Source organism: Nonomuraea typhae (genome assembly GCF_009760925.1).
Lineage (GTDB): Bacteria > Actinomycetota > Actinomycetes > Streptosporangiales > Streptosporangiaceae > Nonomuraea > Nonomuraea typhae.
Genome location: NZ_VRLV01000004.1, coordinates 542,223 through 565,810 on the forward strand (window position 1 = coordinate 542,223; position 23,588 = coordinate 565,810).

Here is a 23,588-nt window from a genome sequence, read left to right on the forward strand (position 1 = left end):
TCACCCCTCCACCGGGACGAACCGCAACCCACGGCTCCGCAGGCGGGGAATCACCACGTCCAGCGCGGCCACGGTCTGCGACCGGTCGCCGCCGCCGTCGTGGGTGAGCAGCACGTGCCCGGGTCCGCCGCGCGACAGCACGCGGACGATGTGCGGCACACCGGGCTCCTTCCAGTCACTGGGGTTGACCGTCCAGTCCACGGCGGTCAGCCCGTGGTCGGCGGCGACGCCGAGAACCGTCCTGGACCAGCCGCCGCCGGGCGCCCGGAACAGCCGCGGCGCCCGGCCCACGGCCTCGGCTATCTGCTCCTGCGCCCGCCCGATCTCGGCGCGCAGCCGTACCCGATCGAGGGCGGCGAACGGCTGCGGGTGGTGCGCCGAGTGGTTGCCGACCGCGTGCCCCGCCTCGGCGATGCGCCGGGCCAGCCGGGGGTGTTCGGCGGCGCGGGCGCCGATGAGGAAGAACGTGGCCGTCACCTGGTGGCGGGCCAGCACGTCGAGCAGCGCCGGGGTCCAGCGCGGATCGGGGCCGTCGTCGACGGTGAGCGCCACGCCGCCGCCGTCCACCGTGAAGATCGGCCGTGTGGAGGCGCGCGGCCGCCGCCGCCGGAGCGCGCGCACGCCCAGCAGCAGGCACTCGAGCGACCGCGCCCGCAGGTACGGCAGCGCGGAGGTCGCCTCCGCCTTCACCGGAGGGCCTCCGCCCGCGACGGCCCGAAGTCCTTGCGCACGAGGAACCGGACCGCGCCGACGGCCGCCCCGGCGAGGATCGCGAGCTGCACCAGGAAGTGGACCGCGAGAAAGAAGACCAGGAACCCGGCCCCCCGCTGCCGCAGGACGAAGCGCGCCAGCCCGGGATCGGCCACGGCGAACAGCACCAGGAAGGCCGCCGGGAGCGCGGACAGCGGAGCCGCCACCAGCCCGGCCGGCGCCGACGCCACCGCCAGTCCCGCCGCGAGCAGGCCGGCGGCGCTGTTGGCGCGGATCCCGGCGGGCCCGCGCTCCCGCACCGCCACCGGCACCAGCAACTGGGAGCGGCCGAACTGCTTGCGGAGCATCGGCCACAACGCGCTGTCGTCGTCGTGCCGGCAGGACACCTCGGCGGTGAGCAGGATGCCGTGCCGATCGGCCATCCGGTCGCTGAGCTCCACGTCCTCCGAGGCCCGCAGGTTCTCGTCGAAGAGCCCGACGTCGTCGAAGACCGCCCGCCTGATCGCGCACACCGCGAAGACCGCCGTGCGCACCCGTCCGGCGTGGCGCAGCCGCCAGTGGCGGGCGTGCAGCAGCCGGTACGCCTCCACCGGGCCGTCGTCGAACAGCGGCTCGGTCAGGTACGTCCCGTGCACGCAGGACACCCCTGGCGTCTCGTCGAGCAGGCGGAGCGCGTTCGCGATCGCGTCGCCGGACAGCGCGCAGTCGGAGTCCACGAAGAACAGGACGTCGCCGCGGCTGGCCAGGATCCCGCGGTTGCGGGCGGCCGCAGGCCCCCGGTTGACCGGGGTCTCGAGCAGGGTGACCGGGAACTCCCGCGCGATCTCGCGGGTCCGGTCGCTGCTGGCGTCGTCGGCCACGACGACCTCGTCGGGCGGGCGGGTCTGGGCGTGGATCGCCGCCAGGCAGGCCCGCAGGGTCCGTTCGCTGTTGAAGGCCGGGACGATCACGGAGATGGAAGGGCTCATCGACACGTACCGCCTTGTCCGGGAGGGAACGCGCGGCCTCACCGTAACCGACCGCCGGCGGCCCGGGCGCGCCCGGTTGAGCGCTTGTCAACAACGCGTTGTGCCGGTGTCCAGACCGGGGGCCAAGAATCGCTCTCGGTGTCAGACCCCGGCGAAGGGTGGACGGACAAGTGTCGACTTTGCTCAGTGTCGAGGACTGCGACGGGCTGACGGTCGGGCAGGTGCACGACCTGTACCGGCGCTTCGTCAATCGCAGCCAGGTCCGCCTGATGACCTCGTTCGGCTTCGGCCGGGAGCTCGTCGAGCGGGCCGAGGGCGCCTATCTCCACCTTCGCGACGGGCGCCGCGTGCTCGACTTCACCGGAGGCGTGGGCGTGCTCAGCCACGGCCACAACCATCCGCGCATCCTCGCCGTCCGGCGGCGCTTCGCCGAGCAGCGGCGGATGGAGGTGCACAAGACCTACTTCTCGCCCTACGTGGCGGCGCTGGGCCACAACCTGGCCGAGCTGCTGCCCGGCGACCTCAGCATGTCGTTCCTGCCCAACTCCGGGGCGGAGGCCGTGGAGGGGGCCGTCAAGCTGGCGTACAAGTACCACGGCGGCAGGCGGCACACGATCCTGCACGCCGACATCAGCTTCCACGGAAAGCTGCTGGGCTCGGGCACGCTCACCGGCGCGGCCAGGGGCCAGTTCGCCTACCCGGGCATCCCGGGCGCGGTCCCGTTCGCCTACGGCGACCTGGACTCGGTCCGCGCCGCCGTACGCGAACACCGCGGCGACGTCTACGCGATCCTCGTCGAGCCCATGAGCGCGTCCACGGTGCGGCAGTGCTCGGAGGAGTTCCTGCGCGGGCTGCGCGAGCTCTGCACCGCCGAGGACATCGTTCTGATCTTCGATGAGATCTACACCGGCTGGGGCAAGACCGGCAGCCTCTTCTACTTCATGCGCTATCCGGGTCTGGTGCCCGACGTGCTGACCACGTCCAAGTCGTTCGGCGGCGGCAAGTCGTCGATCTCGGCATACGTCGCCCGGCAGCCGATCTTCCGCAAGGCGTACGACAACGCGGCCGACGCGCTGGCCCACTCGACCTCCACCACCTACTACGGCTTCGGCGAGGAGTGCGCCACCGCCATCGAGGCGGTCAACATCGCGGTCGAGGACGATTATCCGGGGCGGGCACGCAGGATCGGGGAGATCCTCGGCCCCGGCCTGCGGCGCATCGCCAAGCAGCATCCGGACGCGGTCGCCCGGGTCGAGGGCGCCGGCGCCCTGTGGGGCGTGTCGATCGCGGGCGGCCCCAAGGTCCTGGACCTGGCCGCCAAGCTCGCCCCCGGCGGCCTGGCCCGCGATCCGCGCCTGCGCGCCAAGCTGGTCACCGCCGCCGTGGTCAGCGCCCTTTACCTGGACCACGACATCTACTCCTACTACGCGCTCAACGGCGACCACCCGCTGATCGCCGGCCCGCCGCTGGTGATCGAGCCGGACGAGGTCGAACGCTTCCTCGACAGCCTCGACACGGTCCTCGGCCAGGGGCTCACCAAGCTGCTGACCCGCTTCGCCGCGCAGAAGGTGAGCTCGCTGTGGTGACCGTGGTGACCGGCGCGGCGGGCATGCTCGGCTCGGCCGTGGCCGCCCGGCTGACCGCCGACGGGCACGCCGTCGTCGGCCTCGACCTGCGCGAGGTCGCGGAGCGGCCCGGATACCGGCACGTCACCGGCGACGTCCGCGACGCCGGCGCGCTGGCCGCGGTCATGCGCGACGCGGGCGCGGCCGTCCACTGCGCGGCCGCGCTGCCCAGCTATCCGCCGGAGCAGATCCGCTCGATCACCGTGGACGGCACGCGCGCCGTGTTCGGCGCGGCCGCCGCCGCGGGGGTGCCGCGGCTCGTCCACATCTCCTCGACCGCCGTGTACGGCCTGCCCGCGCTCGTCCCGACCCCGGAGGAGCACGGTCACGCCCCGGTGGACCCCTACAGCACGGCCAAGGCCGAGGCGGAACGCATCGCCGCCGCCCACCGCGGGACCGGCATGATCGTGCCGGTGCTGCGCCCCAAGACCTTCCTCGGGCCGGGCCGGATGGGCCTGTTCTCGATGCTCTTCCAGTGGGCGCACGAGGGCCGCGGCTTCCCCGTGCTGGGCGACGGCGGCGTCCGCATCCAGATGCTGCACGTGGACGACCTCGTCGAAGCCGTCACCCGCGTCCTGCTCGCCCCGGCGGCCACGGCCGGCGACACCTACAACATCGCCGCCGCCGAGTTCGGCACGCTGCGCGAGGACTTCCAGGCGGTGCTCGACGCCGCCGGGCACGGCAAGCGCGTGGTCGCGCTGCCCGCCCGGCCCGCCGTCGCCGTCCTGGGAATGCTGGAGCGCGCCGGGCTCTCCCCGGTGTACGGCCGGCTGCTGCACAAGCTCAAGACCGACTCCTACGTGGACATCACCAAGGCGAGCCGGCGGCTCGGCTTCGTCCCGCGCTACTCCAACCGGGACGCCATTCTGCAGACGTTCGCGTGGTGGCGCGCGGAGGCGGCGCGGCCGGCCGCCACCCGCGGCGGACGGACCAGCCGGGACCCGTGGCGCCAGGGCATCCTCGCCGCCGCGAAGGTCTTCTTCTGAGCGGGAGGACGGCATGACCACGACGAGGGCGGCCGCGCGGGGGGTCGCCGACGAGTTGCCGACCGGGCCGGCGCGGGCCGGGACGCGCCGGCTGGCCCGGATCTGCGCCGACCTGATCGCGCTCGCCCGGCCGGCGCAGTGGTCGAAGAACCTGCTGGTGATCCCGCTCGCGCTGGTCCACGACGCGCGCTGGAGCCCTTCCGACCTGCTGCGCACGGGCTGGGCCGTCGTCGTGTTCTGCCTGGCCTCGTCGCTGGTGTACGTGCTCAACGACCTCGCCGACCGGCGCCTCGACCGCGGTCACCCGGTGAAGCGGCTGCGGCCGATCGCCGACGGCCGCATCCCGCCGGCGGGCGCCCGGCTCTACGCCGCCGCGCTCGCCACGCTGGCCTGCGTGCTCGTCGCCGTGGGACCGCCGCTCCCGTGGTGGCCGCTGGCCGCCTACGTGGTGCTGAACCTCGCCTACAGCCGTGGCCTCAAGCACGTGCCGCTGCTGGACATCTGCGTGATCGCCGCCGGTTTCGGCCTGCGCGTGCTCCAGGGGCACGCGGCCACCGGCGGCACCCCTTCGGGCTGGTTCCTCGTCGCCGTGCTCACCGGCTGCCTGGTGCTCGCCGTCGGCAAACGCCGGCACGAGCTCACCACCGCCGGGACCGCCGGCCGGCCCGCGCTGCGCGGCTACAGCATCGCCCTCACCGACCAGCTGCTCGCCGTCAACGCCACGCTGGCCGTCCTGACGTTCCTGCTCTACCTGCGCTTCGACGCCCCCGTGGGCGTCTACCGGAACGGCCTGTCCGCGGTGGCCGCCCCCCTCGCGCTGTTCGGCGTCTTCCGCTACCTGCAGGCGGTCCTGGTACGGCAGCGCGGCGCCGACCCCGTGCGCACGCTTCTGCGCGACCGGCTGATCATCGTGGACGGGCTGCTCCTGGGGGCGGCCGTGCTGATCGCCCTCGTCGCCGCCGCCAACCCCGCACCCTGACCGAGAAAGGCAGCCTCGCCGTGTCCGATCCGCTCGTGTCGGTCGTGGTCCCGAACTACAACTACGCCCGCGCGCTGAAGCTCTGCCTCGCCGCGCTGCGCGCGCAGACCTACCCCAACCTGGAGATCATCGTCGCCGACGACTGCAGCACCGACGACTCGGTGGCCGTGGCCGAGTCCTTCGGCGTCCGTGTGGTCCGCACCCCGGTCAACGGCGGCCCCGCGGTGGCCCGCAACCTGGGCGCCGAGCACGCCGGCGGGCAGGTGCTGTTCTTCTGCGACTCCGACGTGGCGGCCAAGCCCGACGCGGTCGCCAACGCGGTCGCGCTGCTGCGCGCCGACCCGGAGCTGGGGGCGGTGTGCGGCAACTACGACCCGGAGCCGCTGATCAAGGACGGCCTCCTGGAGGAGTACCGCTGCCTCCAGCAGTCGTACTGGCTGATCGCCGACGAGGGCCGCATCACCACGCTCTACACGGCGCTGCTGGCCATGCGGGCCGAGGTGTTCCAGGAGATCGGCCCCTTCAACCCGCGCCTGCGCGAGACCGAGAACGCCGACTACGGCCTCCGGCTGGCCCGGCGCTACCGGATCCTGCTCACCCCGGCGGTGCGCGGCGTGCACGATCACGACCACGATCTGCGTGAGCTGGTCCGCAAGGTGTTCACCAGGGCCATGCTGCACATCCCGATGTACGCCAGGCGGCCGGACTTCCCCGGCGGGCTGACCAGCGGCCCGCGCGCCTGGGGGAGCGTGGCGGCCCTGGCCGTGCTGGTGACGCTGGCGCTGCCGGTCGCGTTCGGCGCGATCTGGGGCCTGGCGCCGCTGGCGATCTTCGCCGCCTACCTCGGCTGCGACCGGCCGATGTACCGCTTCGTCGCGGCCCGGCGGTCACCCGTCTTCGTCGTCTACTTCGTGGCCGTGCACTTCTTCCTCAACGTGGTCATGGCCACGGCGGCGGTGGCCGGGCTGGCGGGCTGGCTGGCCTCGCCCCGGTTCCGCCGCCTGTACGACCGGCCCGCGGAGGTGAGCTGAATGGCCGCCCCGCGCGTGTCGGTGATCGTGCCGAACTACAACTACGCCGCCTCGCTCGAGGTGTGCCTGCGCGCGATCCAGGCGCAGACCTACCCGGATCTGGAGGTGCTGGTCGTCGACGACGCCAGCACCGACGACTCGGTGGCGGTCGCCGAGGCGCTCGGCGTCAGGGTGCTCGCCCTGCCCCGCAACGGCGGCTGCGGCCGGGCCCGCAACGTCGGCGCGGCGCACACCGGCGGCGACATCCTGTTCTACGTCGACTCCGACCTGGCGATGGCGCCGGACGCGGTGGCCCGCGCCGTCGCCGTCCTGCGAGCCGAACCCGGCCTGGGCGCGGTGTGCGGGCTGGAGGATCCCGAGCCGCTGCTGCACGACACGCTCGTGGCCCAGTACCGGGGCCTGCAGTACCACTACTGGTCGGCCAGCGGCGAAGGCGACGTGACCGTGTTGTTCCCGGCGATGCTCGCCATCCCGCGCGCGGTCTACGACGAGGTCGGCCCGTTCAACGAAGGGCTCATGCAGACCGAGGAGGTCGACTACGCCTACCGGCTGTCGCGCCGGCACCGGATCCGGCTGACCGGCGCGGTCCGCGGCCGCCACGACCACGACCACGCCCTGGGGCCGTTGCTGCGCAAGCTCTTCCACCGGGCCCGGCTGCGGGTGCCGTTGTACGCGAAGGCCCGGGAGTTCGCGACGGGCTTCGAGACGGCCGCGCGCGCCTGGTCCAGCCTGGCCGCGCTCGCCGTGCTCCCGTCGCTGGCCCTGACGCCGCTGCTCGGCCCGCTGTGGCTGGCCGCGCCGGGCGCGTTGTTCGCCGCCTCGCTCGCCGGTGACCGCGGCATGTACGGATTCGTCCGGCGCCGGCGGGGGGTGGCGTTCCTGGGGTACTTCGCCGCCGTGCACTTCCTGGTCAACGTGACGATCTCCGCCGGCGTCTGCGCCGGAGCCGCGCAGTGGGCGGTCTCCCGGCCGTTCCGCCGCCTGTACGACGGCACGTTCCCCCGGGAGTCCACGGCATGACGAGCACCGCGGAGACTGTCGGGGTGACCGTTCCCCCTCCGAAGGACCGGACCTGGCGGCGCCCCCTGCGTGTCGTGCTCATCGGCGCCCCCGCCCTGTGGCTGGTGTTCGTGCTCGCCCACCTCCTCGTCAGCGGGCGGGTCTGGTGGTGGCGCCCGGCGGACCTGCTGCCCCCTTTCCTCTTCCCGGCCGTGCCGATCCTGCTGACGCTGGCGGCCTGGCCGTGCCGGAGGTCCCGGCGGCCCGCGGCCGTGCTGTCGCTCGCCGGCCTCGCCGCCGGGCTGAGCCTGGCCGGGCTCAACGTGGGCGCGCCGCTGACCGCCGCCCCGCCCGCCCCGGCCGGCGCCCTGCGGGTGGTGTCGTGGAACACCCAGTACTGGCACGAACCCGGCCTGGCCGCCGACTTCTACGCCCTGCTCACCCGGCAACGGGCCGACGTCTACCTGCTGCAGGAATACCTCCGCTACCCGGGCGACTCGCCCCTGCGCATCGACGAACTGGCCGAGCTGCGCGCCCGGCTGCCCGGCTACCACATCGCCGTCGCCGGTGAGCTCATCACGCTCTCCCGCTACCCGATCACCGCCCGGTACGGCCTCGACGCGCCCGGCGCGGACCCGCCGCCCGGCGCCGCCTTCCCCGAGTTCTGGCGGTACAAGACGCTGCGCACCGACCTCCGGGTGGGCGATCGGGTGCTGTCGGTCTACAACGTGCACCTGCCGACCCCGCTGTGGATCGGCGGCGGCGGGCCGCTCAGCGCCGCCTTCTGGGACACGATCAGGAACCTGCACGAAGAACGCGGGCCCCAGCTCGCCGCGCTGAACCGGGACCTGGCGGCCAACGGCAACGCGAAGCTCGTCGCCGGCGACATGAACACCACGCCGGCGATGGGGGAGCGGCACGCGTTCGCCGGCGGGCTGCGCGACGCGGCCGACGCGGGAGACACGCCCTACCCGGCCACCTGGCCGGTCAACGGGGTGTACTTCCCCACCTGGTGGCGGCTCGACTGGGCGCTGGTCTCGCCCGAGGTGACGACGCACCGGTACGAGCTGCGCGATCCCGCCGGCCAGTCCGACCACAGGCTCCAGTATCTGGTGGTGTCCCTATGACCCAGCCCACGGCCGACCCCGCTCTGGCCCGGCCCGCGGGCGGTGCTGCCCCGGCCCAGCCCGTTGTGACCCCGCGTCCCCGGCAGCGGTGGCTCGATGCCCTGCGCGGCCTCGCCGTCCTCGGAGTGGTCTTCGACCATGCCTCTTACCTGGCCTTCCGCGACGCGTGGACGGGGATGATGCGCTGGTGGCACATCGGCGCCTTCGCCGTCACCCTGATCTTCCTGGTCACCGGCTACGTGATCCCGGCCTCGCTGGGGCGCGGCGGCAGCCCCGCGCGGTTCTGGGTCAGCCGGGCGTTCCGGCTCTATCCGATGTGGGCGGTCGTGGCCGCGGGCGCGCTGGCCGTCGGCTTCCTCGGGCTGGCGCCGCTGCCGGTCGAGGTGCGCAGCCAGCCGCTCATGATGCTGCTGGCCAACGGCACCCTGCTGCAGAGCCTGCTGGGCGTGCCCGCGCTCCTGGTCGTGCTGTGGACGCTCAGCTACCAGGTGGCGTTCTACGCCCTGGCGACCGCGGCCTGGCGGTTCGGCCTGCATCGCCGCTCCGCCGAGATCGCCGTCGGGCTGTGCGCGCTCGTCGTGGTGGTCACCGCCGCCAAACGGGTGGCCGGGCCGATCGAGCTGCCGCGCACCGGCTGGTTCGTCGCGGTGACGCTGGCGGTGCTCGGGGTCGCGCTCTGGGCAGCGGTACGGCGGGCCGGCCCGGCCGCGCTCGCCGGCTCCGCCGTACTCGTGGTGGTGATCGTGGGGCTGGCCGCCCGCGCGCAGCACGCGGACGGGTGGGGGCTGCTCATCCTCGCCATGATGTTCACCGGAGCCGCGCTCTACCAGGCGCGGCAGGGTGAGGCGCGCCGGTGGCGGGCGGCGGTGGCGGCGGTCGTGCTGCTGGCCGCCGCGGTGGTCACCGGGTGGGGCGGCGGCGAGCTGGCCTACCTGAAGGAGCTGCCCGCGGCCGACGCGGCCAGGGTGTGGTTCGCCGGGCTGGCGTCGGGGCTGCTGGTGTTCGCCGTCGCGCCGCTGGTGCGCGATCGGCTGATCCCGCGCGGGCTGACGCTGACCGGAGTCAGCAGCTACTCGGTCTACCTGCTGCAGATGGGCGCGATCCTGCTGCTGATGCCGTGGCTGCGGGCCGCGGGGCGGGCGGACTGGTGGCTCCAGGTCGTCGCCTTCGCCGGGCTGCTCGCGGTGCTGCTGCCGGTCAGTTACCTGTCGTACCGGCTGATCGAGCTCCCCGGGCAGCGGCTGGGGAAGGCCCTGGTGCGGCGATTCACGGCCGCGCCCCGGCCGGTCGGGGAACGGCCGCCGGCGGCCCCCGATCCCGGCACGCTCGTGTCGGTGATCATTCCCAACTACGACAAGGCCAAGACGCTGCGCGCCTGCCTGGAGTCGGTGTACGCGCAGACCCATCAGGAGCTCGAGGTCATCGTCGTGGACGACGCCAGCACCGACGGCTCCCGGGAGATCGCTGCCGCGTTCCCCTGCCGGCTGCTGGCCTTCGACGTCAACCGGGGCGTCTCGGCGGCGCGCAACGCGGGCGCGGCGGCGGCCACGGGAGAGGTGCTGTTCTTCGTCGACTCCGACATCGCGCTGGACCCGGGCGCGATCGCCACCGCTCTGCGCATCCTGCGCGAACGGCCCGAGACCGGCGTCGTGCAAGGCATCTACGCCGCGCAGCCGCTGTTCGCGGACGGGCCGGTGGAGGTCTACAAGACGCTGTTCGAGCACTTCTGGCGGCGCCGGCGTTCGGGGGTGGCCGACGCGACGCTGTTCGCGCTCACCGCGGTGCCGCGGCGGGTGTTCGACGAGGTCGGCGGCTTCGACGAGGAGATGCGGGACACGCAGGACATCGAGTTCGGCACCCGGCTGCCGTCGCGGTACGTGATCTGGATGAGCGACCAGGTGCTGGGCCGCCACGACGACGTGGACCGCTTCTGGCCCTATCTGCGCGAGCACCTGCGCCGGGCCCGCACCTACGGGGCGCTCGTCGCCCGGCTCCTGCTCGGCCGGAGCCGGCATCCGGAGGCCGGGCGCGCCTCCCGGCGCATCGACGTGGCCGCCGTCGCGTGCATGGTGAGCTGCGCGCTGGCGGCCCTCCTGCTGCCGCTGGCGGTCTTCAACGGGTGGGCGCTGCTCGGGTCGCTGGCGCTCTTCGCGGTGTTCGTCGCCATCGACCGGCCGCTGTGGGGGTTCGTCCGGCGGGAGAAAGGCGGGCTTTTCCTCGTGTACTTCGTCGCGATGCACTTCGTGATGCACGCCACCGAGATGGCCGGGATGCTCGCCGGAGCCGTGCACGCCGTGGCCCGGCCCGCGCGGGGGCGGTCCCGATGACGACGAGCCGCCGGCGCTGGGTCCGGGTGCTCGACCGGGTGCTCGTGGCGGTGTTCGTGGCCGCCCTCGGCGTCGGCCTGATGATCATGTGGAGGGACCAGGACTGGTCGTCCGTCGGCCGCCTGGCCGCGCGGCTGGGCGCCGGCGAGATCGTGCTCACGTTCGGGGCGGCCTTCCTCATCAACTCCGCCGGGCTGCTCCTCGGGCTGGTGTCGTGGCGGGCGCTGTTCACCGACCTCGGCGCGCCGGTGGACGGGTGGACGGCTTCGCGCCTGTTCTTCGTCGGGTTCCTCACGAAGTTCGTGCCCGGGCGGTTCGTCGCGCTGCCGGTGCTGGTGCGCATGGGCCGGGCGATCGACGTCGGACCGCTCCGGCTGGCCTCGGTGTTCCTGCTGAGCTGGGCCATCGTCGCGCTGACCGGGCTGACGATCGGCCTGGCGGCCGGGCCCGCGGTCGCCGGGCTGGGCACGGGCTGGCTGCTGGCCGCGTCGCTGCCGACCTTCGCCCTCCTGGTACGGCCCAGCCTGCTCAACCTGTGCCTCAGGACGGCCGCCCGGGTGCTGCGCCGCCCGGCGCCGCCGGTCTCGGCGTCGGACGCGGGCCTGCGCAAGGCGATCCTGACCCAGTCCCTGTCCTGGGTGGTCTCCGGGCACCACCTCTGGCTGCTGGCCGTGGCCGCGGGCGCGCCGCCGTGGCGGGCGTACCTGGTGTGCATCGCCGGGTTCGCGGTGGCCACCACCGCCGGGATCCTGGTCATGGTCGCCCCGGACGGGATCGGGGTGCGGGAGGCGGTGCTCGTGGCAGGTCTGGCCACCGTGATGCCGCTGCCGCTGGCCGGGACCGTCGTCCTGGCCAGCCGGGTGGTCAGCGCGCTGAGTGGCGCCCTCGTGGGCGCGGCCGGGCTGGCCCTGGCCCAGCACATGCACCGGCGCAGGCACAAGGAGAGCGCGCCCGGCGACGCCGGCAGTGTGGCGGCCACTCCGGGTTGACGCCGGCGGTGTGGCGGCTACTCCGGGTGGCGGCGGCTACTCCCGGTTGATGCCGGTGGCGTACTCGTCCAGCACGTTCAGCCGTTCCTGCTCGGCCAGCTTGACCAGCAGCTCGACCAGTTCCGGAGTGGCCCGCGAGACCCCCAGCTCGGCCGCCACCCGCAACGCCAGCGGCGAACCGGCCCCCCGGTGCGCGAGCGCGGCGGCGGCCACCGACTCCTGGCCCGGCAGCGGCCCGACCAGCTGGCGCACCAGCGCCACGGCGTCGGCGTCGGGCAGCGGGCCGATGACCAGCCGGTGCACGCCGTGCACGGCCACCATCCCGGCCAGGCTGTCCCGGCTGGTCACCAGCACCGCGCAGTTGCGGGTCCCGGGCAGCAGCAGCCGCACCTGCTCGCTGGAGGCGGCGTCGTCCAGCACGATCAGCATGCGGCGCCCGGCCACCTCGCTGCGGTAGCGGGCGGCCCGCTCGTCCACGTCCGGCGGGACGCTCGCGGCGGGCACGTTCAGCGCGCTCAGCAGTCTGGCCAGCGCGTCGGCGGTGGTCATCGGCCGCTCGGCGGAGAAGCCGCGCAGGTTCAGGTACAACTGCCCGTCCGGGAACCGGTCGGCGTTGCGGTGCGCCCACTCGACGGCCAGCGCGGTCTTGCCCGCCCCGGCGGCGCCCGCGAGCACCACGATCGGGACCTCGGCCGGGCTGCTCGCGGCTACCCCGGCCAGCAGCGCGTCCAGCCGCTCCAGCTCGCCCGCGCGGCCCGTGAACGCGCGGACCCCGGCGGGCAGCTGCGCCGGCCTGGCCCGCGCCGCCGGGGCCGCCGGCACGGTCCGCTCGCCGCGCAGGATCGCCTGGTGCACCGCCTGCAGTTCCATCCCCGGATCGGCCCCGAGCTCCTGGGCCAGGCGGCGGCGCATCGCCGCGTAGTACACCAGCGCCTCCGCCGCCCGGCCGGTGGCCGACAGCGCCCGCATCAGCACCGCCACGAGCGGCTCGGCCAGCGGGTACTCGGTCAGCTCCGGCACCAGTGCCCCGACCACGGCCGCCGCCTCACCAGCGGCCAGCGCCGACCGCGCCCAGGCGATGACCGCGGCCAGCCGCTGCTGCCGCCAGACCTGGCGCGTGGTCTCCACCCACGACCCGGACAACCCGGCCAGCGGCTCGCCGCGCCACAGGTCGAGGGCCTCGCGCAGCACCATCACCTGCTCCGAGGCGGGCAGGCCGGTACGGCCGGCCTGCCGTACCAGCTGGTGGAAACGGTGGACGTCGATCTGGTGCGCGGGCATGTCCAGGACGTAGCCGCCCGCGCGGCGCGACAGCCGTACCGTGGCGCCCTCGGCGGGCTGGGCCTGCTCCAGCACCCTGCGGATGCGGGTGACGTGGGTGTGCAGGAGCCGGGTCGTGCGCTTGGCGGGCGCCGGTCCGGCCACCCGGTCCATCAGGGACTCCGCCGACACCAGGCGGCCCGCGTCCACGGCCAGCACGGCCAGCAGCACCTGTTGCTGGGGGCGCCCGGACGCGAGCACCCGCCCGTTCGCGTGCAACTCGACAGGTCCGAGTAGCCGCAGCTCCATGGACACCTCCTCAACACCGGTGAAAACGTGGTGGAGCAGCTACCCGGAGACCGTGGGCGGGACAGAAGGGGCATCCGCCTCGGCTCATTGCGCATCCGCATTGTCAGAGGGCCTGGATCTTGCGAATAGAGTAGATCCGACTACTCTTGACACTGATCGCGAAATGTGAGACAGGCCCACGTCTGGCAAGGGCAGGATCCGCGGGTGCGTCGGTGGCCGTTCGAGGGACGACAGCGGGAGCTGGTGGCGCTCCGATCGGCGTTCGCAGGTGCGGAAACGCACGGCATGGTGCTGGTCGGCGCGGCGGGGGCGGGCAAGACGCGGCTGGCGCAGGAGGCGGTCGAGCGCCTCGGCCGCCGGTCGGAGTGGATCGCCGCCACCCGCGCCGCCGCCCGGATCCCCCTGGGAGTCCTCCTACCTTTGGTGCCGCAGGAGACCCCGATCGCCGCGGAACTCGCCCAGCTGGTCCGTGCGATCCGCGGGCAGGTGGCCTCGTGGGGCGGGCGGCGGCACGTGGCGATCGGCGTGGACGACGCGCACCTGCTGGACGACATCTCCGCCGCGGTCGTCGCCGGCCTGATCACCACGCGGGCGGCGTTCGTGGTCATGACCGTGCGCGCGGGGGAGGCGCCGGCCGACTGCCTGGCCCGGCTGCCCGTGGAGGGCCAGGTGGGCGTGGTGCACGTGGACGCGCTGCCCGAGGCGGTGATGGACCGGCTCATCGACCACGGCACCGGCGGCCGGATCGACGTCGCGGCCCGCCGCCGGTTGCGGGCGACCGCGCGGGGCAATCCCGCCGCGTTACGCGACCTGCTGCACGGCGCGGTGCCGGGCGGCCTGTCCGACCACGTCGTCTCCCGCCTGGCCGGGCTGGACACCGCGGTGCGCACGGTGGTCGAGATGGTGGCCTGCGGCGAGCCGGTGCCGCTCAGCCTCCTGGAACGCCGGGCGGGCGCCGAGCAGGTGGCGGCGGCCGAGGAGGCCGGAGTGGTGATCTGCGAGCGGGCCGAGAACCGGGTGCAGGCGCGGCTGGAGCATCCGCTGTTCAGCGAGGTGCTGCGGGCCAGGATGCCGGTGGCGCGCCGCCGCAGCACCTACCGCTCGCTCGCGCGCGAGCTGATGGCCACGCCGATGCGCCGCGGCGAGGACGTGCTGCGGGCCGCGCTGTGGCAGGTGGAAGGCGGCCACATCGTCCGCGCGGACCTGGTGCGGGGCGGCGCGCTGCAGGCGGTCGGCCGGGCCGGGCTGACGCTGGCCGAACGGCTGGCCCAGGCGTTCCGCGCGGCCGAGCCCGGACCGCGCTCGGACTGGCTCATGGCCGAGATCCTGGAATACCAGGGCCGCAGCGCCGAGGCCGCTGGACTCCTGCCCCCGACCCCGCCCCACCAGCCGCGCGAGCGCGTCGCCTGGGCGGTGATCCGGGCCAAGGTGCAGTACTGGTCGCGCGGCGACCTGCCCGCCGCCATGGCCACCTGGGACCTCGTGGCCGGGCACCCGGTCGTCGAGGCGGCGCGGGCGTTCGTGCTGCTGTTCGCGGGCCGGTGCCGGGACGTGGTGCCCCTCGCCGAGCAGGTGCTGGCCGACCCGGACAGCAGCGCCCAGGCGACGATCTGGGCGGCCGCCGCGGCCACCGTCGCGCTGGGCTTCCTGGGCCGCCTGCCGGAGGCCGAGCGGATCTTCGCCCGCGGCCACGCGGTCGCCGCCGCCCACACCGCCGCCCTGCCGGTCGGCCTGTTCCAGATGGAGGCGGGCGCCTGCCTGGCCCGGCTGGCCGCGGGAGAGCCGGGCCGGGCCGCGGCCATCGCCGCCGCCGGGTACCGGAACAGGCCGGACGGCGAGGCGCCGCTCCCGGTCAACGTCTGGGCGTTCTTCGGCGGCGTCGTCGCGCTCGCCCAAGGCCGCCTCGACCGGGCGGAGGCGTTGCTCCGCGAAGCCCGGGCCGGGCTGGAGCAGGCCGACACCCAGCGATTACACCGCTGCTGCCTGGCCGCGCTGGCGGGGACGCGCGCGGTCCAGGGACGGCACGCCGAGGCGCTGGACCTGATGGCCCGCGCCGACAAGCTGGACAACGGCACCAACCAGATCTTCGCCCCCTGGGTCGAGACGTGGCGCGCCTGGGCGGCCCGCGCCGGAGGCGACACCGCCGGGGCCCTCGAGCACGCCGCCCGCGCCGCCGCCCTGGCCGCCGCCGCTGGCCTGCCGTACGTGGAGGCGCTCGCGCGCTACGAGACGGTACGGCTGGGCGGTGCCGCCGACGTGGCCGCGCTGGCGGCGCTGCCCGGCGCCCTCCCGCGCGAGCTGGCCGGGGCCGCGCGGGCGCTGGCGGCGCGCGACTCCGCGGCGCTGGCCGACGCGGCGGGCGCCCTCGACCGGCTCGGCTACCACCTGCACGCGGCCGAACTGGCCACCGCGGCGGTCCGGGCCGACCGGGCCCGCGGCCCGTTGCTCACCGCGACGGCCAACGAGCTGCGGGCCAAGTGCCCGGGCGCGCGGACGCCGCTGCTGGCCGCGGACGGGCTGCTCCGGGACTTCCTCACCCCGAGGGAGCGGGAGATCGCCCTGCTGGCGCCCTGGCACACGAGCAAGCAGATCGCCGCCCGTCTGGGGCTCGCGGTGCGCACGGTGGACAACGCCCTGTCGCGGGTCTACGTCAAGCTGGGGGTTCAGGGGCGGGCGGAGCTGCGGGCCCATCTGGACGAGCTTGGGTGAGCTCCTCGAAATACGCCTTCATCGCGGGATAGTAGGCGTCGAACGCGGGCGGCGGCGAGCCGTCGCGCGCGGCCACGAGCATGTCGAGGTAGTACTCCCAGCCGGGGCCGACGTCGCCCAGGTTGTCCTCGGTCTCGAGGTGGTGGACGAACTCCAGCCGGGTGGTCCCGCCCGACTCCGACAGCAGCAGCTCCATCCGCCAGACGCCGTGCTCGTCGAGCGAGGAGACCAGCAGCCGGCGCGGCGCCTCGCAGGCGTCGATGCGGACGTCCATCCAGGGAGCCTGGTCCTCGTGCACCATCTGCACCTTGATCGTACGGCCCGGCCCCGGCTCGCCCTCCCAGGGCCCGAACCAGCGGGCGGTGCGCTCGGACTCCGTGAGGCTGGCCCAGACGTCGTCGATGGGCGCCCGGAAGGTGCGCGTGAGAACCAGTCTGCTGCCGGTGCCGGCGCGCAGGAGTTGCGCGGTGGGCTTCATGCGGTCTCCTCTGTGGCCTGCCCGCCCGATTCGCCGGTGCGGCGCTCGCGGCGGGTCCGGTAAACCTCGGTCTCCAGGGCGTCGAAGCGGCGCTCCCAGACGGACGGCTGCGCGAACTGGCCGAGCCAGGCGGCGAGTTCGGTCAGCCGCCGGGTGTCGAGCTCGTAGAGGCGCTGCCTGCCCACGAGCTCGTCGTGGACCAGGCCGGCTTCCCTGAGCACGCGCAGGTGGCGGCTCACGGCCGGCCGGCTGATCGGGAAACGCCCGGCGATCTGCCCGGCGGACAGTCGCTCCGCGCGCAGCATGAGCAGGATCTCCCTGCGCACCGGATCGGCGATCGCGCCGGCCACCTCGTCCATACCGGAAAGCGTAACATGATGGTTACGCGTTTCGTAAGGGCGCCGTAAGACCTCGGAGGGGGAGGAGGGTGTTACCTGGAGTCATGAACCTCTTCAGGAAGCCCGTGACCTGGGTGGTCGCCGTCCTGGCCGCGGTGGTCCTGTCGATCGGCCTGTACCTCTTCCAGCCGTGGCGGCTGTTCACCACGGTCGAGGTGAACGAGGCGCTGCCCGCCGTACCGGCTCCTGCGGCCTCGGCGCCCGCCGGCGCTCCCGCGGTCCAGAGGCTGGCCGGGGGCAGGTTCCGCAGCCACGAGCACCCGACCAAGGGCACCGCCACGATCCTGCGGCTGCCGAACGGCGACAGGGTGCTGAGGATCGAGAACCTCTCCACCTCCGACGGCCCCGACCTGCGGGTCTGGCTCACCGATCAGCCGGTGACCGGCGACTGGTTCAGCGTGGGCAAGGGCAGGACGCTGGAACTGGGCCATCTCAAGGGCAACAAGGGCAACGCGAACTACGCCATCCCCGCCGGCGCCGATCTCGGCGTGCTCAAGAGCGTGACGATCTGGTGCAAGCGATTCAGCGTGTCCTTCGGCGCCGCGGCCCTGGCCTGAGGCCGGGGGCGGCGTGACCCGTACCCGGGCGACGCGCTACGACGCGGCCGGCCGCGCGCCCAGCTCGGTCAGCGCCCGCAGCACCGCCGCGCTGCTCGCGGCGCTGCGCGTCAGCAGATGCACCTCCCACGGCCCCGGCAGCTCCGCCTCCAGCCCCGCCCACAGATAGGCGAAGCTCGTCGCCGGATCGAGCCCGCCGCGGCCGGCGCCGAACAGCGGGAAGCAGATCGAGCGCAGCGGCGGGGTGAACGTCTCGCGCTCCTGGCCGGCGAGCCGGAAGGCGTTGCGCACCGCGCGCAGCGTCCCGGTGGGATCCACGTCGTAGTCGTTGGTGTGGGTCCGGGGGATCGCGGTCGCCGCGTGGTAGATCCGCCTGATCCCGGTCCAGGCGAGTTCGCCGGAAGAGGTGGCCACCACGGTGCCCGGCGCGACGGCCAGCCCCTCGCGGGCGTGCGCGCGCAGCCAGTCCCGCAGCTCCCGCTGGAGCACGTCGTCGACCAGTTCGCCGGCCTCGTTCCTGCGGGCGGCGGCCGCGCGCAGGCCGGCCGACAGCGACGACTTGAAGATCTTGGACATCTCCAGGTACACGTTCTCGGAGGAGACCAGGATGTCCACGTCGCGCAGCGCCTGCACCGGCATGCGGCACAGCGTGAGGCATCGCCCGTGCCCGAGCGTGAGCCGGCGGCGCGCGCCCACGGGCAGTCCCTCCTCGGCCGCGGGCCGGTCGTGCAGCCGCAGGATCTCCTCGGCGACGTACTCCACGATCAGGTGCTCGTGATGCTTGCGGAACCGCTCCGGCGAGACCGCGTACACCTCGGCCGCGCGCCGCCTGCGGCTCTGGGCCGGCCAGTCCCGGGTCCCCGCGACGACCCCGAACGTGTATGCGCAGGCGGTGGCGAGCGTGCCGTCGGCCATGCCGCCCACCACCCGTTCGAGCAGGGCGGTGATCGCCGACGGCGTCAGCTCCTCGTCGCCGGCCCCGGCCGCGGCGGCCAGGGCGGGCAGCGGCGAGTGGCGCAGCCGCAGCAACCCGCGCTCACGCACCGTCCTGAGCTCCGCGACGAGGTCGGCGTGCCTGATCACCGAGGGCATGCGATCATCCATCCGCCACGGGCGAGGTGACATAGGCCCGGTAGGGGCGCAGGATCACGTTCAGCCAGGTCAGACCGCTCTCGGAGTCCAGGTCCACGTGCAGCGGAGTAGGGGTCAGCGGGGCGGGGCCGCACCGGTCCCGGAAGAGGACCAGGCAGCGGTGCGGCAGGTTCCGGCGCGAGATCCACTCCAGTCCCGCCGCGTCCTCGTCGATCGCGCGCAGCCAGTGCGCCCAGCGCCGGGTGCGCGGGTAGTCGAGCGGCTGGGCCTGGATCAGCCATTCGTCCTGGGCGACCGCCGCCAGGGCAGGGGTGCTGGACAGGGTGATGAGCGCGATCTCCCGCGTGGTCTCCAGCAGCGACAGCCGCTTGCCGGTGACGGTCACGTGCGGCAGCTGGCGCAGCCCCACCCCGTCGAAGCCCACCGAGCGCAGCAGGAACTCGGCCAGCGCGGTGCTCTGCTCGTAGGCCAGGTAAACGTGCTGGTAGCGGTCCTCTGCCGTGCCGTCGAACCGCCCGCCGGCCAGGCCGGGCCGGGGGAGGCGGTCGACGAACTGCTCACACGGGCGCTTGCGGCTGTGGACCCGCCACAGCGGCGTCCCCTTCGGCAGGATGACGCGGTGGGGAACGAAGCCGCGCCCGGCCGGCGGGTTCTCGTCGGGCATCTCAGCAGTCCTCCAGCAGCGCCTCGGCGGCCTCGACCAGCCGCGCGTCGGTGGGTGTCCTGGCCGGGACGCCGTCGAGCAGGGCATTGGCCCCCAGCCACCAGCCGGCGGCGCCCCACGGGTCCAGGCCCGCGCCGAGAATCTCGTTGACCGCCCGCACGGTGGGCAGCAGCGCGCCCGCGGCGTCGAACTGGAAGGCGGGCGCGACCTTGGTGCCGTCCCCGCGCGGCAGCCACAGCAGCTCCGGCACGTCCGGGTCGCGGACCTGCCCGGCGTCGAGCACGGGCGTCTCCAGCAGCTTCTCGCGGGCCCGGAACACCTCCTCGTCCACGGCGAGGTCGGCCATGCCGGCCAGTGCCTCCCGCAGGGTGGCCAGGTCGTCCAGCGAGAGCGCCGGACCCCGGTGGCCGAGCTCGGCCGCGATGCGCAGCCGTACCTCGTGATCCTCGGGCAGGTGGCGCCTGAGCAGGTCGAGGAAGTCCGACCAGGCGCGCACGGCGCTCTCGTGATCGTCGAGCCGGACCCGGAGCAGCAACTGGCGGGCCAGCAGCCATGCCGGCTCGTCGAGATGCGAGCAGAGCTCAGGCAGCCGGGCCAGGAGATACGCGACCAGCATCTACGCCTCCCCGACGGCCGTGAACGCCGCCCAGTGCCGGGGGTGGGCGGAGTCCGCCAGCCACTCCCAGGGATCCAGCGACTCCAGGCGGTACACCGCGTCCTCCAGCCGCTCGGACAGTGCCGGGTCGCCCGCGGCGGCGTTGCGCGCCCGTTCGACCAGGTCCTTGTACGCGGCCCGGTGCTCCTCCCTGCTCCGCCCGGCGAACGCCGACTGCGCCGCCCGCAGCGCCGCCGCCGGAGACATGCGCGCGAGCCGCGCGTGGAACTCCACCATGATCATCGCCGTGACCACGTCGTGCACCTGCCACAACGTCACGATCGCCGCCCGGGCGCCGGAGGCCAGCACCCCGCGCAGCAACCCCTGCACGTCGTCGCCGGGGGAAGGCCCGCCGCGCCCGGTCTCGCAGGCGCTGAGCACCACCAGGTCCGCGCCCAGGCTCACCCCCGCCAGCTCGGCCACGTTCAGCGACGCGCCGCCGGCCAGCAGCACCACCGAGGCCAGGGGAGCGCGCTCGCTGCACTGGCCGTGTGTGCCCAGGTGGACCAGCGACGCCGACGGCAGCGCTTCCAGCAGTTCCTCCTTGCCCGCCGCGCGTCCCATCAGCACGGTGCCCCGCCCGTGCACCCCCGCCACCGCGCACGCCTCAACCGCGCTCGCCGGCAGCCGCCTGGCCTCGCTCGCCGGCATACCGTCCAGCGGCGGCAGCGTCATGCCCTCCGGATCCCCGAGCACGAGCAGCCCACCGGGTGAAGGCGGCGCCGCGGCCTTGAGCATGGGCAGCGTGCTGGCGCTGGGCACCGTGCTCAGCGTCCGCCGGTCGCCGAGCCGCCCGCCGTACCAGGGGAGGGCCGCGAAGCTCACCGTGTGAAGGATGCCCGAGGGGACGATCACGACGTTCGGGTGCCCGTCCAGCGCCTCCTTCATCGGCACGAGCAGCATGGCCGCCAGCCGCCGCCCCGCCTCTTCGGGATCGCCGCCGGGGGTACGGCAGGCCCCGTCAAACGTGCCCGCCTGCCGTTCGAGGTCGTCGCAGGTCCAGGCGCCCGCCGCCAGCAGCCCCTCGCCGGAGACCGCCCAGGCCATCAGGCGCGTCTTGCGCAGGTGGTAGGCGAGCATCACGGTACGGCGGGGCAGCGCGGCCACCACCTCGGACAACCCTGCGGGCTCGGCCGCCAGGTCCAGCGAGCGCCACAGCCGCGGGCGCTCCTCGCTGAGCCGGGTCTCGATCGCCGCGAGCCGGTCCTGCGCCGCCCGTAGCTCCTCCAGCGGCGCCGCCCCGCCCGCGGCGGCCCGTTCCTCGGCGGTGCGGCGCAGCAGCGTCACCTCGGCCGAAGCCAGGCGCCACGCCGCCAGCTCGGGCGTCTCGGCCAGGTCCGTCGTCCAGCGGGAGTGCAGCAGGTCCAGGAACGCCCGGGCGCGGGCCCGCTCGGACGCCTCGAACGCCTCCTCGGCGTGCCGGTGCGCCGCGTCGGCCCGCCCCTGGGCCAGCGCCGCCTCCCGCAGCGCCATCAGCGCGCGGGCCGCGCCGAACCGCACCCGGGAGACCGCCGCGGAGTCGGCCAGCGCGACCCGGCCGCCGTCGGTGCGCAGACCCTGGCGCAGCCCTTCGAGGCGGGTCACGGCCGCGCCGTACAGGCTGACCGCGCGTGCGGGGTCGCCGCGCCCGAGCGCGGTCTCGGCCTCGATCTCCAGCCCGGACCACGGCTCGTCGGCCCGCTCCCACCAGTCGGCGCCGAGGATCTCGCGCAGGGCGGCGAGCTCGCGTTCGGCCTCGTCGTAGGACTCGAAGGCGACGAAGGCACTGGCCGCGGACTGATGGACGCGGGCCCGGTCCCGCCGGACGGCGGCCGGGGCGCGCTCCACGCCGGCGCTGTCCAGCTCGGCCGTCGCGCTCACCACCTCGCCGCCCAGGTCGAGGAAGCGGCGGTAGGCGGCCGCGGCCTCAGGGCGGCGGCCCTGCTCGCCGTACACATAGGACAGCAGGTGCTCACGCTGCCCCGCGGGCGCGCGGCGGGCCGCCTCGGCCGCGCGGGCGAAGTGCCCGTCCGCGGGCGTGCCCGCCACGAGGGCGGACCGGCCGCGCAGCGACGGGGCCAGCACGTCGCTCCAGGCCAGGACGTCCTGCGCGGCACGGCGGTGGTACCAGGTGGCGAAGACGAGGTCCCGGTCCACGGGCCCGGTGTCGGGCAGGCCCGCGACCAGGCGCTCCGCCGCGCGCGACGTCTCCAGGACCGCCTCGACGCCCTCCTCGTCCGGGACGTGCCGCAGCTCCCCGAGCGCCCGCCGGATCCGGGCGGCCGTGCGCTCGACCGCGTCCGGATCGTTGCGCTGCACGTCGAGGGGGTGCACGTGCAGCGCCAGGAGCGCGGTCAGCCGGACGCACGTCCACAGCCTGAGCGCCTCCGGCTCCTGCGCCGGCCGCTCCCACAGCAGGGCGGCCTGCTCGTACTCGGCCCGGGCGGCGCTGAGGTCCCCTGCCCGGTAGCGCAGCGCGCCCAGGTCGGTCAGCGCCTGCGCCCGCGACCCCCGCAGGCCGAGCGACTCGTGGATCACGCTCGCCAGCCGGTGACAGCCGACGGCCTGCTCGTACCGGCCCGCGGCCCCCGCCTGGTGCCCGGCCTGCGAGCACAACGCGCCGAGCCCTTCGCCGATGCTCATGCTGCCCGGCCCGCGGGCCCACGCCGCCAGGTCGCGGGCGGTCGAGTCCAGCTCGGGCGAGGCGCCGGCGGCCAGGTCCGCCAGCGCCCGGTGCACCCGGGCGGTCCAGCGCAGGCGCTGGTCCCCGGCGGCCGAGGCCATGCGCTCGGCCTGCCCGGCGAGCGTCGCGGCCCGCTCGTGCTCGCCCGCGCGGCGGCTCAGGAACGCGCGCCGCAGCGCGAGCGCCGCCCGGGGGCGCAGGGGCACGTCCGCGTCCTGCGTGCGCAGCACCCGCTCGGCCTCCGCGTACACCGCCTCGGCCGCCTCGAGGTCGGGCTCGAGCACGTGGGCCTCCTCGTGGGCCCGGTCCGTGTCCGCGCCCAGGGTGATCATCGGAAGGAGGTCCAGGAGCAGAGGAGAAGTACGCGGCGCCGCCGCCCAGTCGCCGAACCTGACGAGCGTGGCGGCCACGCCGTAGGCGTCGCCGATCCGGTAGCTGCGTTCCTGGGCGTCCACCAGCTTGGCCGTGGCCGTGTCGAGGTCACCGGCCTCGTGGTACAGCGTCGCCAGGCAGCGGGCGATCAGCGCGGTCGTCCAGTCGTGCCGGGCGTCCTTCTTCAGCAGGTCGTAGTACTGCAGCAGCTTCCCGGCCAGCAGACCGAGCTTCCCGGCCATCGCGTCCTGGCCCGTGCCCGTGAAGGCGGCCGAGCGTAACGCCGCCTGGGCGCCCGGGGTCGCGGCCAGCACGTCCTTCACCACCACCGTCTCCAGGCGCAGCTCCAAGCTGTCCACGGGCGCGCTCGCCGCGAGGAAACGCCGGTTGTCGCGTTCCGCGGCCTCCATCTGCGGCTCGATCGCCTCCATCTCGGGCGTGATCACCCCGCAGCCGTCGGGCCACATCGCGTACCTGCCGGTCCTGGCCAGCCTGGTCCAGGCCAGCGCGCGGACCAGTGCCGGGTCGCCGGGGCCCCGGCCTTCTCCCGCCTGCTCCAGCAGCCGCAACGCCGTACCGCAGTCACCCGCGACCGTGGCCAGCGCGGCGCGATCGACGGGATCGGCGGGCAGCGAGCCGCCCAGCTCATCGCGGAGCTCGTCGTAATCGGGCGAAACGCTCATGGGCGGG

The 23,588-nt window shown here is 74.7% G+C and carries 19 protein-coding genes; 10 read left to right on the forward strand and 9 right to left on the reverse strand.

The window, feature by feature from the left end; translation table 11 throughout:
* Together FVE25_RS18540 and FVE25_RS18545 are read right to left on the reverse strand one after the other, a co-directional pair.
* On the reverse strand, nucleotides 1–690 hold the full coding sequence (locus tag FVE25_RS18540; RefSeq protein ID WP_219825543.1) for a polysaccharide deacetylase family protein: 690 nt from the start codon (nucleotides 688–690) through the stop codon (nucleotides 1–3).
* Complete coding sequence (locus FVE25_RS18545; protein ID WP_157248201.1) at nucleotides 687–1,679, reverse strand: glycosyltransferase; 993 nt, start codon at nucleotides 1,677–1,679, stop codon at nucleotides 687–689. The genes FVE25_RS18540 and FVE25_RS18545 overlap by 4 nt, the downstream gene beginning before the upstream one ends.
* A gap of 170 nt (nucleotides 1,680–1,849) precedes the next feature.
* Here FVE25_RS18545 and FVE25_RS18550 point away from each other — a divergent pair, with 170 nt between their 5' ends.
* From FVE25_RS18550 to FVE25_RS54395, 8 genes are read left to right on the forward strand one after another with little or no spacing between them, the layout of a single operon-like run.
* Nucleotides 1,850–3,265 carry an aspartate aminotransferase family protein gene (locus FVE25_RS18550; RefSeq protein ID WP_219825544.1) on the forward strand — a complete coding sequence of 472 codons (1,416 nt, stop codon included), beginning with the start codon at nucleotides 1,850–1,852 and terminating at the stop codon, nucleotides 3,263–3,265.
* Nucleotides 3,259–4,290: an NAD-dependent epimerase/dehydratase family protein gene (locus FVE25_RS18555; RefSeq protein ID WP_157248202.1), complete on the forward strand. Its 1,032-nt coding sequence runs from the start codon at nucleotides 3,259–3,261 to the stop codon at nucleotides 4,288–4,290. The genes FVE25_RS18550 and FVE25_RS18555 overlap by 7 nt, the downstream gene beginning before the upstream one ends.
* Before the next feature lie 13 nt (nucleotides 4,291–4,303).
* Complete coding sequence (locus FVE25_RS18560; RefSeq protein ID WP_157248203.1) at nucleotides 4,304–5,269, forward strand: UbiA prenyltransferase family protein; 966 nt, start codon at nucleotides 4,304–4,306, stop codon at nucleotides 5,267–5,269.
* Between the two features lie 20 nt (nucleotides 5,270–5,289).
* Entirely contained in the window at nucleotides 5,290–6,300 is a 1,011-nt protein-coding gene (locus tag FVE25_RS18565; RefSeq protein ID WP_157248204.1) for a glycosyltransferase family 2 protein, read from the forward strand.
* Nucleotides 6,301–7,320, forward strand: coding sequence for a glycosyltransferase family 2 protein (locus FVE25_RS18570; RefSeq protein WP_157248205.1), 1,020 nt, complete (start codon nucleotides 6,301–6,303; stop codon nucleotides 7,318–7,320).
* Complete coding sequence (locus FVE25_RS18575; protein ID WP_157248206.1) at nucleotides 7,317–8,426, forward strand: endonuclease/exonuclease/phosphatase family protein; 1,110 nt, start codon at nucleotides 7,317–7,319, stop codon at nucleotides 8,424–8,426. The genes FVE25_RS18570 and FVE25_RS18575 overlap by 4 nt, the downstream gene beginning before the upstream one ends.
* Nucleotides 8,423–10,753, forward strand: a complete 2,331-nt coding sequence (locus FVE25_RS54390; RefSeq protein ID WP_219825545.1) for a glycosyltransferase — start codon at nucleotides 8,423–8,425, stop codon at nucleotides 10,751–10,753. Before FVE25_RS18575 ends, FVE25_RS54390 begins: the two co-directional genes overlap by 4 nt.
* Nucleotides 10,750–11,742 carry a lysylphosphatidylglycerol synthase domain-containing protein gene (locus FVE25_RS54395; protein ID WP_219825546.1) on the forward strand — a complete coding sequence of 331 codons (993 nt, stop codon included), beginning with the start codon at nucleotides 10,750–10,752 and terminating at the stop codon, nucleotides 11,740–11,742. Before FVE25_RS54390 ends, FVE25_RS54395 begins: the two co-directional genes overlap by 4 nt.
* A 36-nt stretch (nucleotides 11,743–11,778) precedes the next feature.
* Here FVE25_RS54395 and FVE25_RS18585 read toward each other — a convergent pair whose 3' ends face one another.
* Nucleotides 11,779–13,311 carry an AfsR/SARP family transcriptional regulator gene (locus FVE25_RS18585; protein ID WP_157248207.1) on the reverse strand — a complete coding sequence of 511 codons (1,533 nt, stop codon included), beginning with the start codon at nucleotides 13,309–13,311 and terminating at the stop codon, nucleotides 11,779–11,781.
* 204 nt (nucleotides 13,312–13,515) lie between these two features.
* Here FVE25_RS18585 and FVE25_RS18590 point away from each other — a divergent pair, with 204 nt between their 5' ends.
* On the forward strand, nucleotides 13,516–16,020 hold the full coding sequence (locus FVE25_RS18590; protein WP_157248208.1) for a LuxR family transcriptional regulator: 2,505 nt from the start codon (nucleotides 13,516–13,518) through the stop codon (nucleotides 16,018–16,020).
* On the opposite strand, the gene FVE25_RS18595 is transcribed toward FVE25_RS18590, so the two are convergent.
* On the reverse strand, nucleotides 15,962–16,498 hold the full coding sequence (locus FVE25_RS18595) for an SRPBCC family protein (RefSeq protein WP_157248209.1): 537 nt from the start codon (nucleotides 16,496–16,498) through the stop codon (nucleotides 15,962–15,964). The two genes, FVE25_RS18590 and FVE25_RS18595, sit on opposite strands and share 59 nt — an antisense overlap.
* Entirely contained in the window at nucleotides 16,495–16,857 is a 363-nt protein-coding gene (locus tag FVE25_RS18600; RefSeq protein ID WP_157248210.1) for a metalloregulator ArsR/SmtB family transcription factor, read from the reverse strand. The genes FVE25_RS18595 and FVE25_RS18600 overlap by 4 nt, the downstream gene beginning before the upstream one ends.
* Nucleotides 16,858–16,940: 83 nt before the next feature.
* Between FVE25_RS18600 and FVE25_RS18605 the strand changes: the two genes are divergently transcribed.
* Nucleotides 16,941–17,453 carry a DM13 domain-containing protein gene (locus FVE25_RS18605; RefSeq protein ID WP_157248211.1) on the forward strand — a complete coding sequence of 171 codons (513 nt, stop codon included), beginning with the start codon at nucleotides 16,941–16,943 and terminating at the stop codon, nucleotides 17,451–17,453.
* Nucleotides 17,454–17,489: 36 nt separating this feature from the next.
* On the opposite strand, the gene FVE25_RS18610 is transcribed toward FVE25_RS18605, so the two are convergent.
* The 4 genes from FVE25_RS18610 to FVE25_RS18625 are packed head-to-tail and all read right to left on the reverse strand — an operon-like array spanning nucleotide 17,490 to nucleotide 23,581.
* Nucleotides 17,490–18,545, reverse strand: coding sequence for a macro domain-containing protein (locus tag FVE25_RS18610; protein ID WP_157248212.1), 1,056 nt, complete (start codon nucleotides 18,543–18,545; stop codon nucleotides 17,490–17,492).
* A gap of 4 nt (nucleotides 18,546–18,549) precedes the next feature.
* Nucleotides 18,550–19,209, reverse strand: a complete 660-nt coding sequence (locus FVE25_RS18615) for an RES family NAD+ phosphorylase (RefSeq protein ID WP_157248213.1) — start codon at nucleotides 19,207–19,209, stop codon at nucleotides 18,550–18,552.
* Between the two features lies 1 nt (nucleotide 19,210).
* Nucleotides 19,211–19,825, reverse strand: a complete 615-nt coding sequence (locus tag FVE25_RS18620; RefSeq protein WP_157248214.1) for a hypothetical protein — start codon at nucleotides 19,823–19,825, stop codon at nucleotides 19,211–19,213.
* Entirely contained in the window at nucleotides 19,826–23,581 is a 3,756-nt protein-coding gene (locus FVE25_RS18625; protein ID WP_157248215.1) for a CHAT domain-containing protein, read from the reverse strand. It lies immediately after the preceding gene.
* Nucleotides 23,582–23,588: the final 7 nt, after the last annotated feature.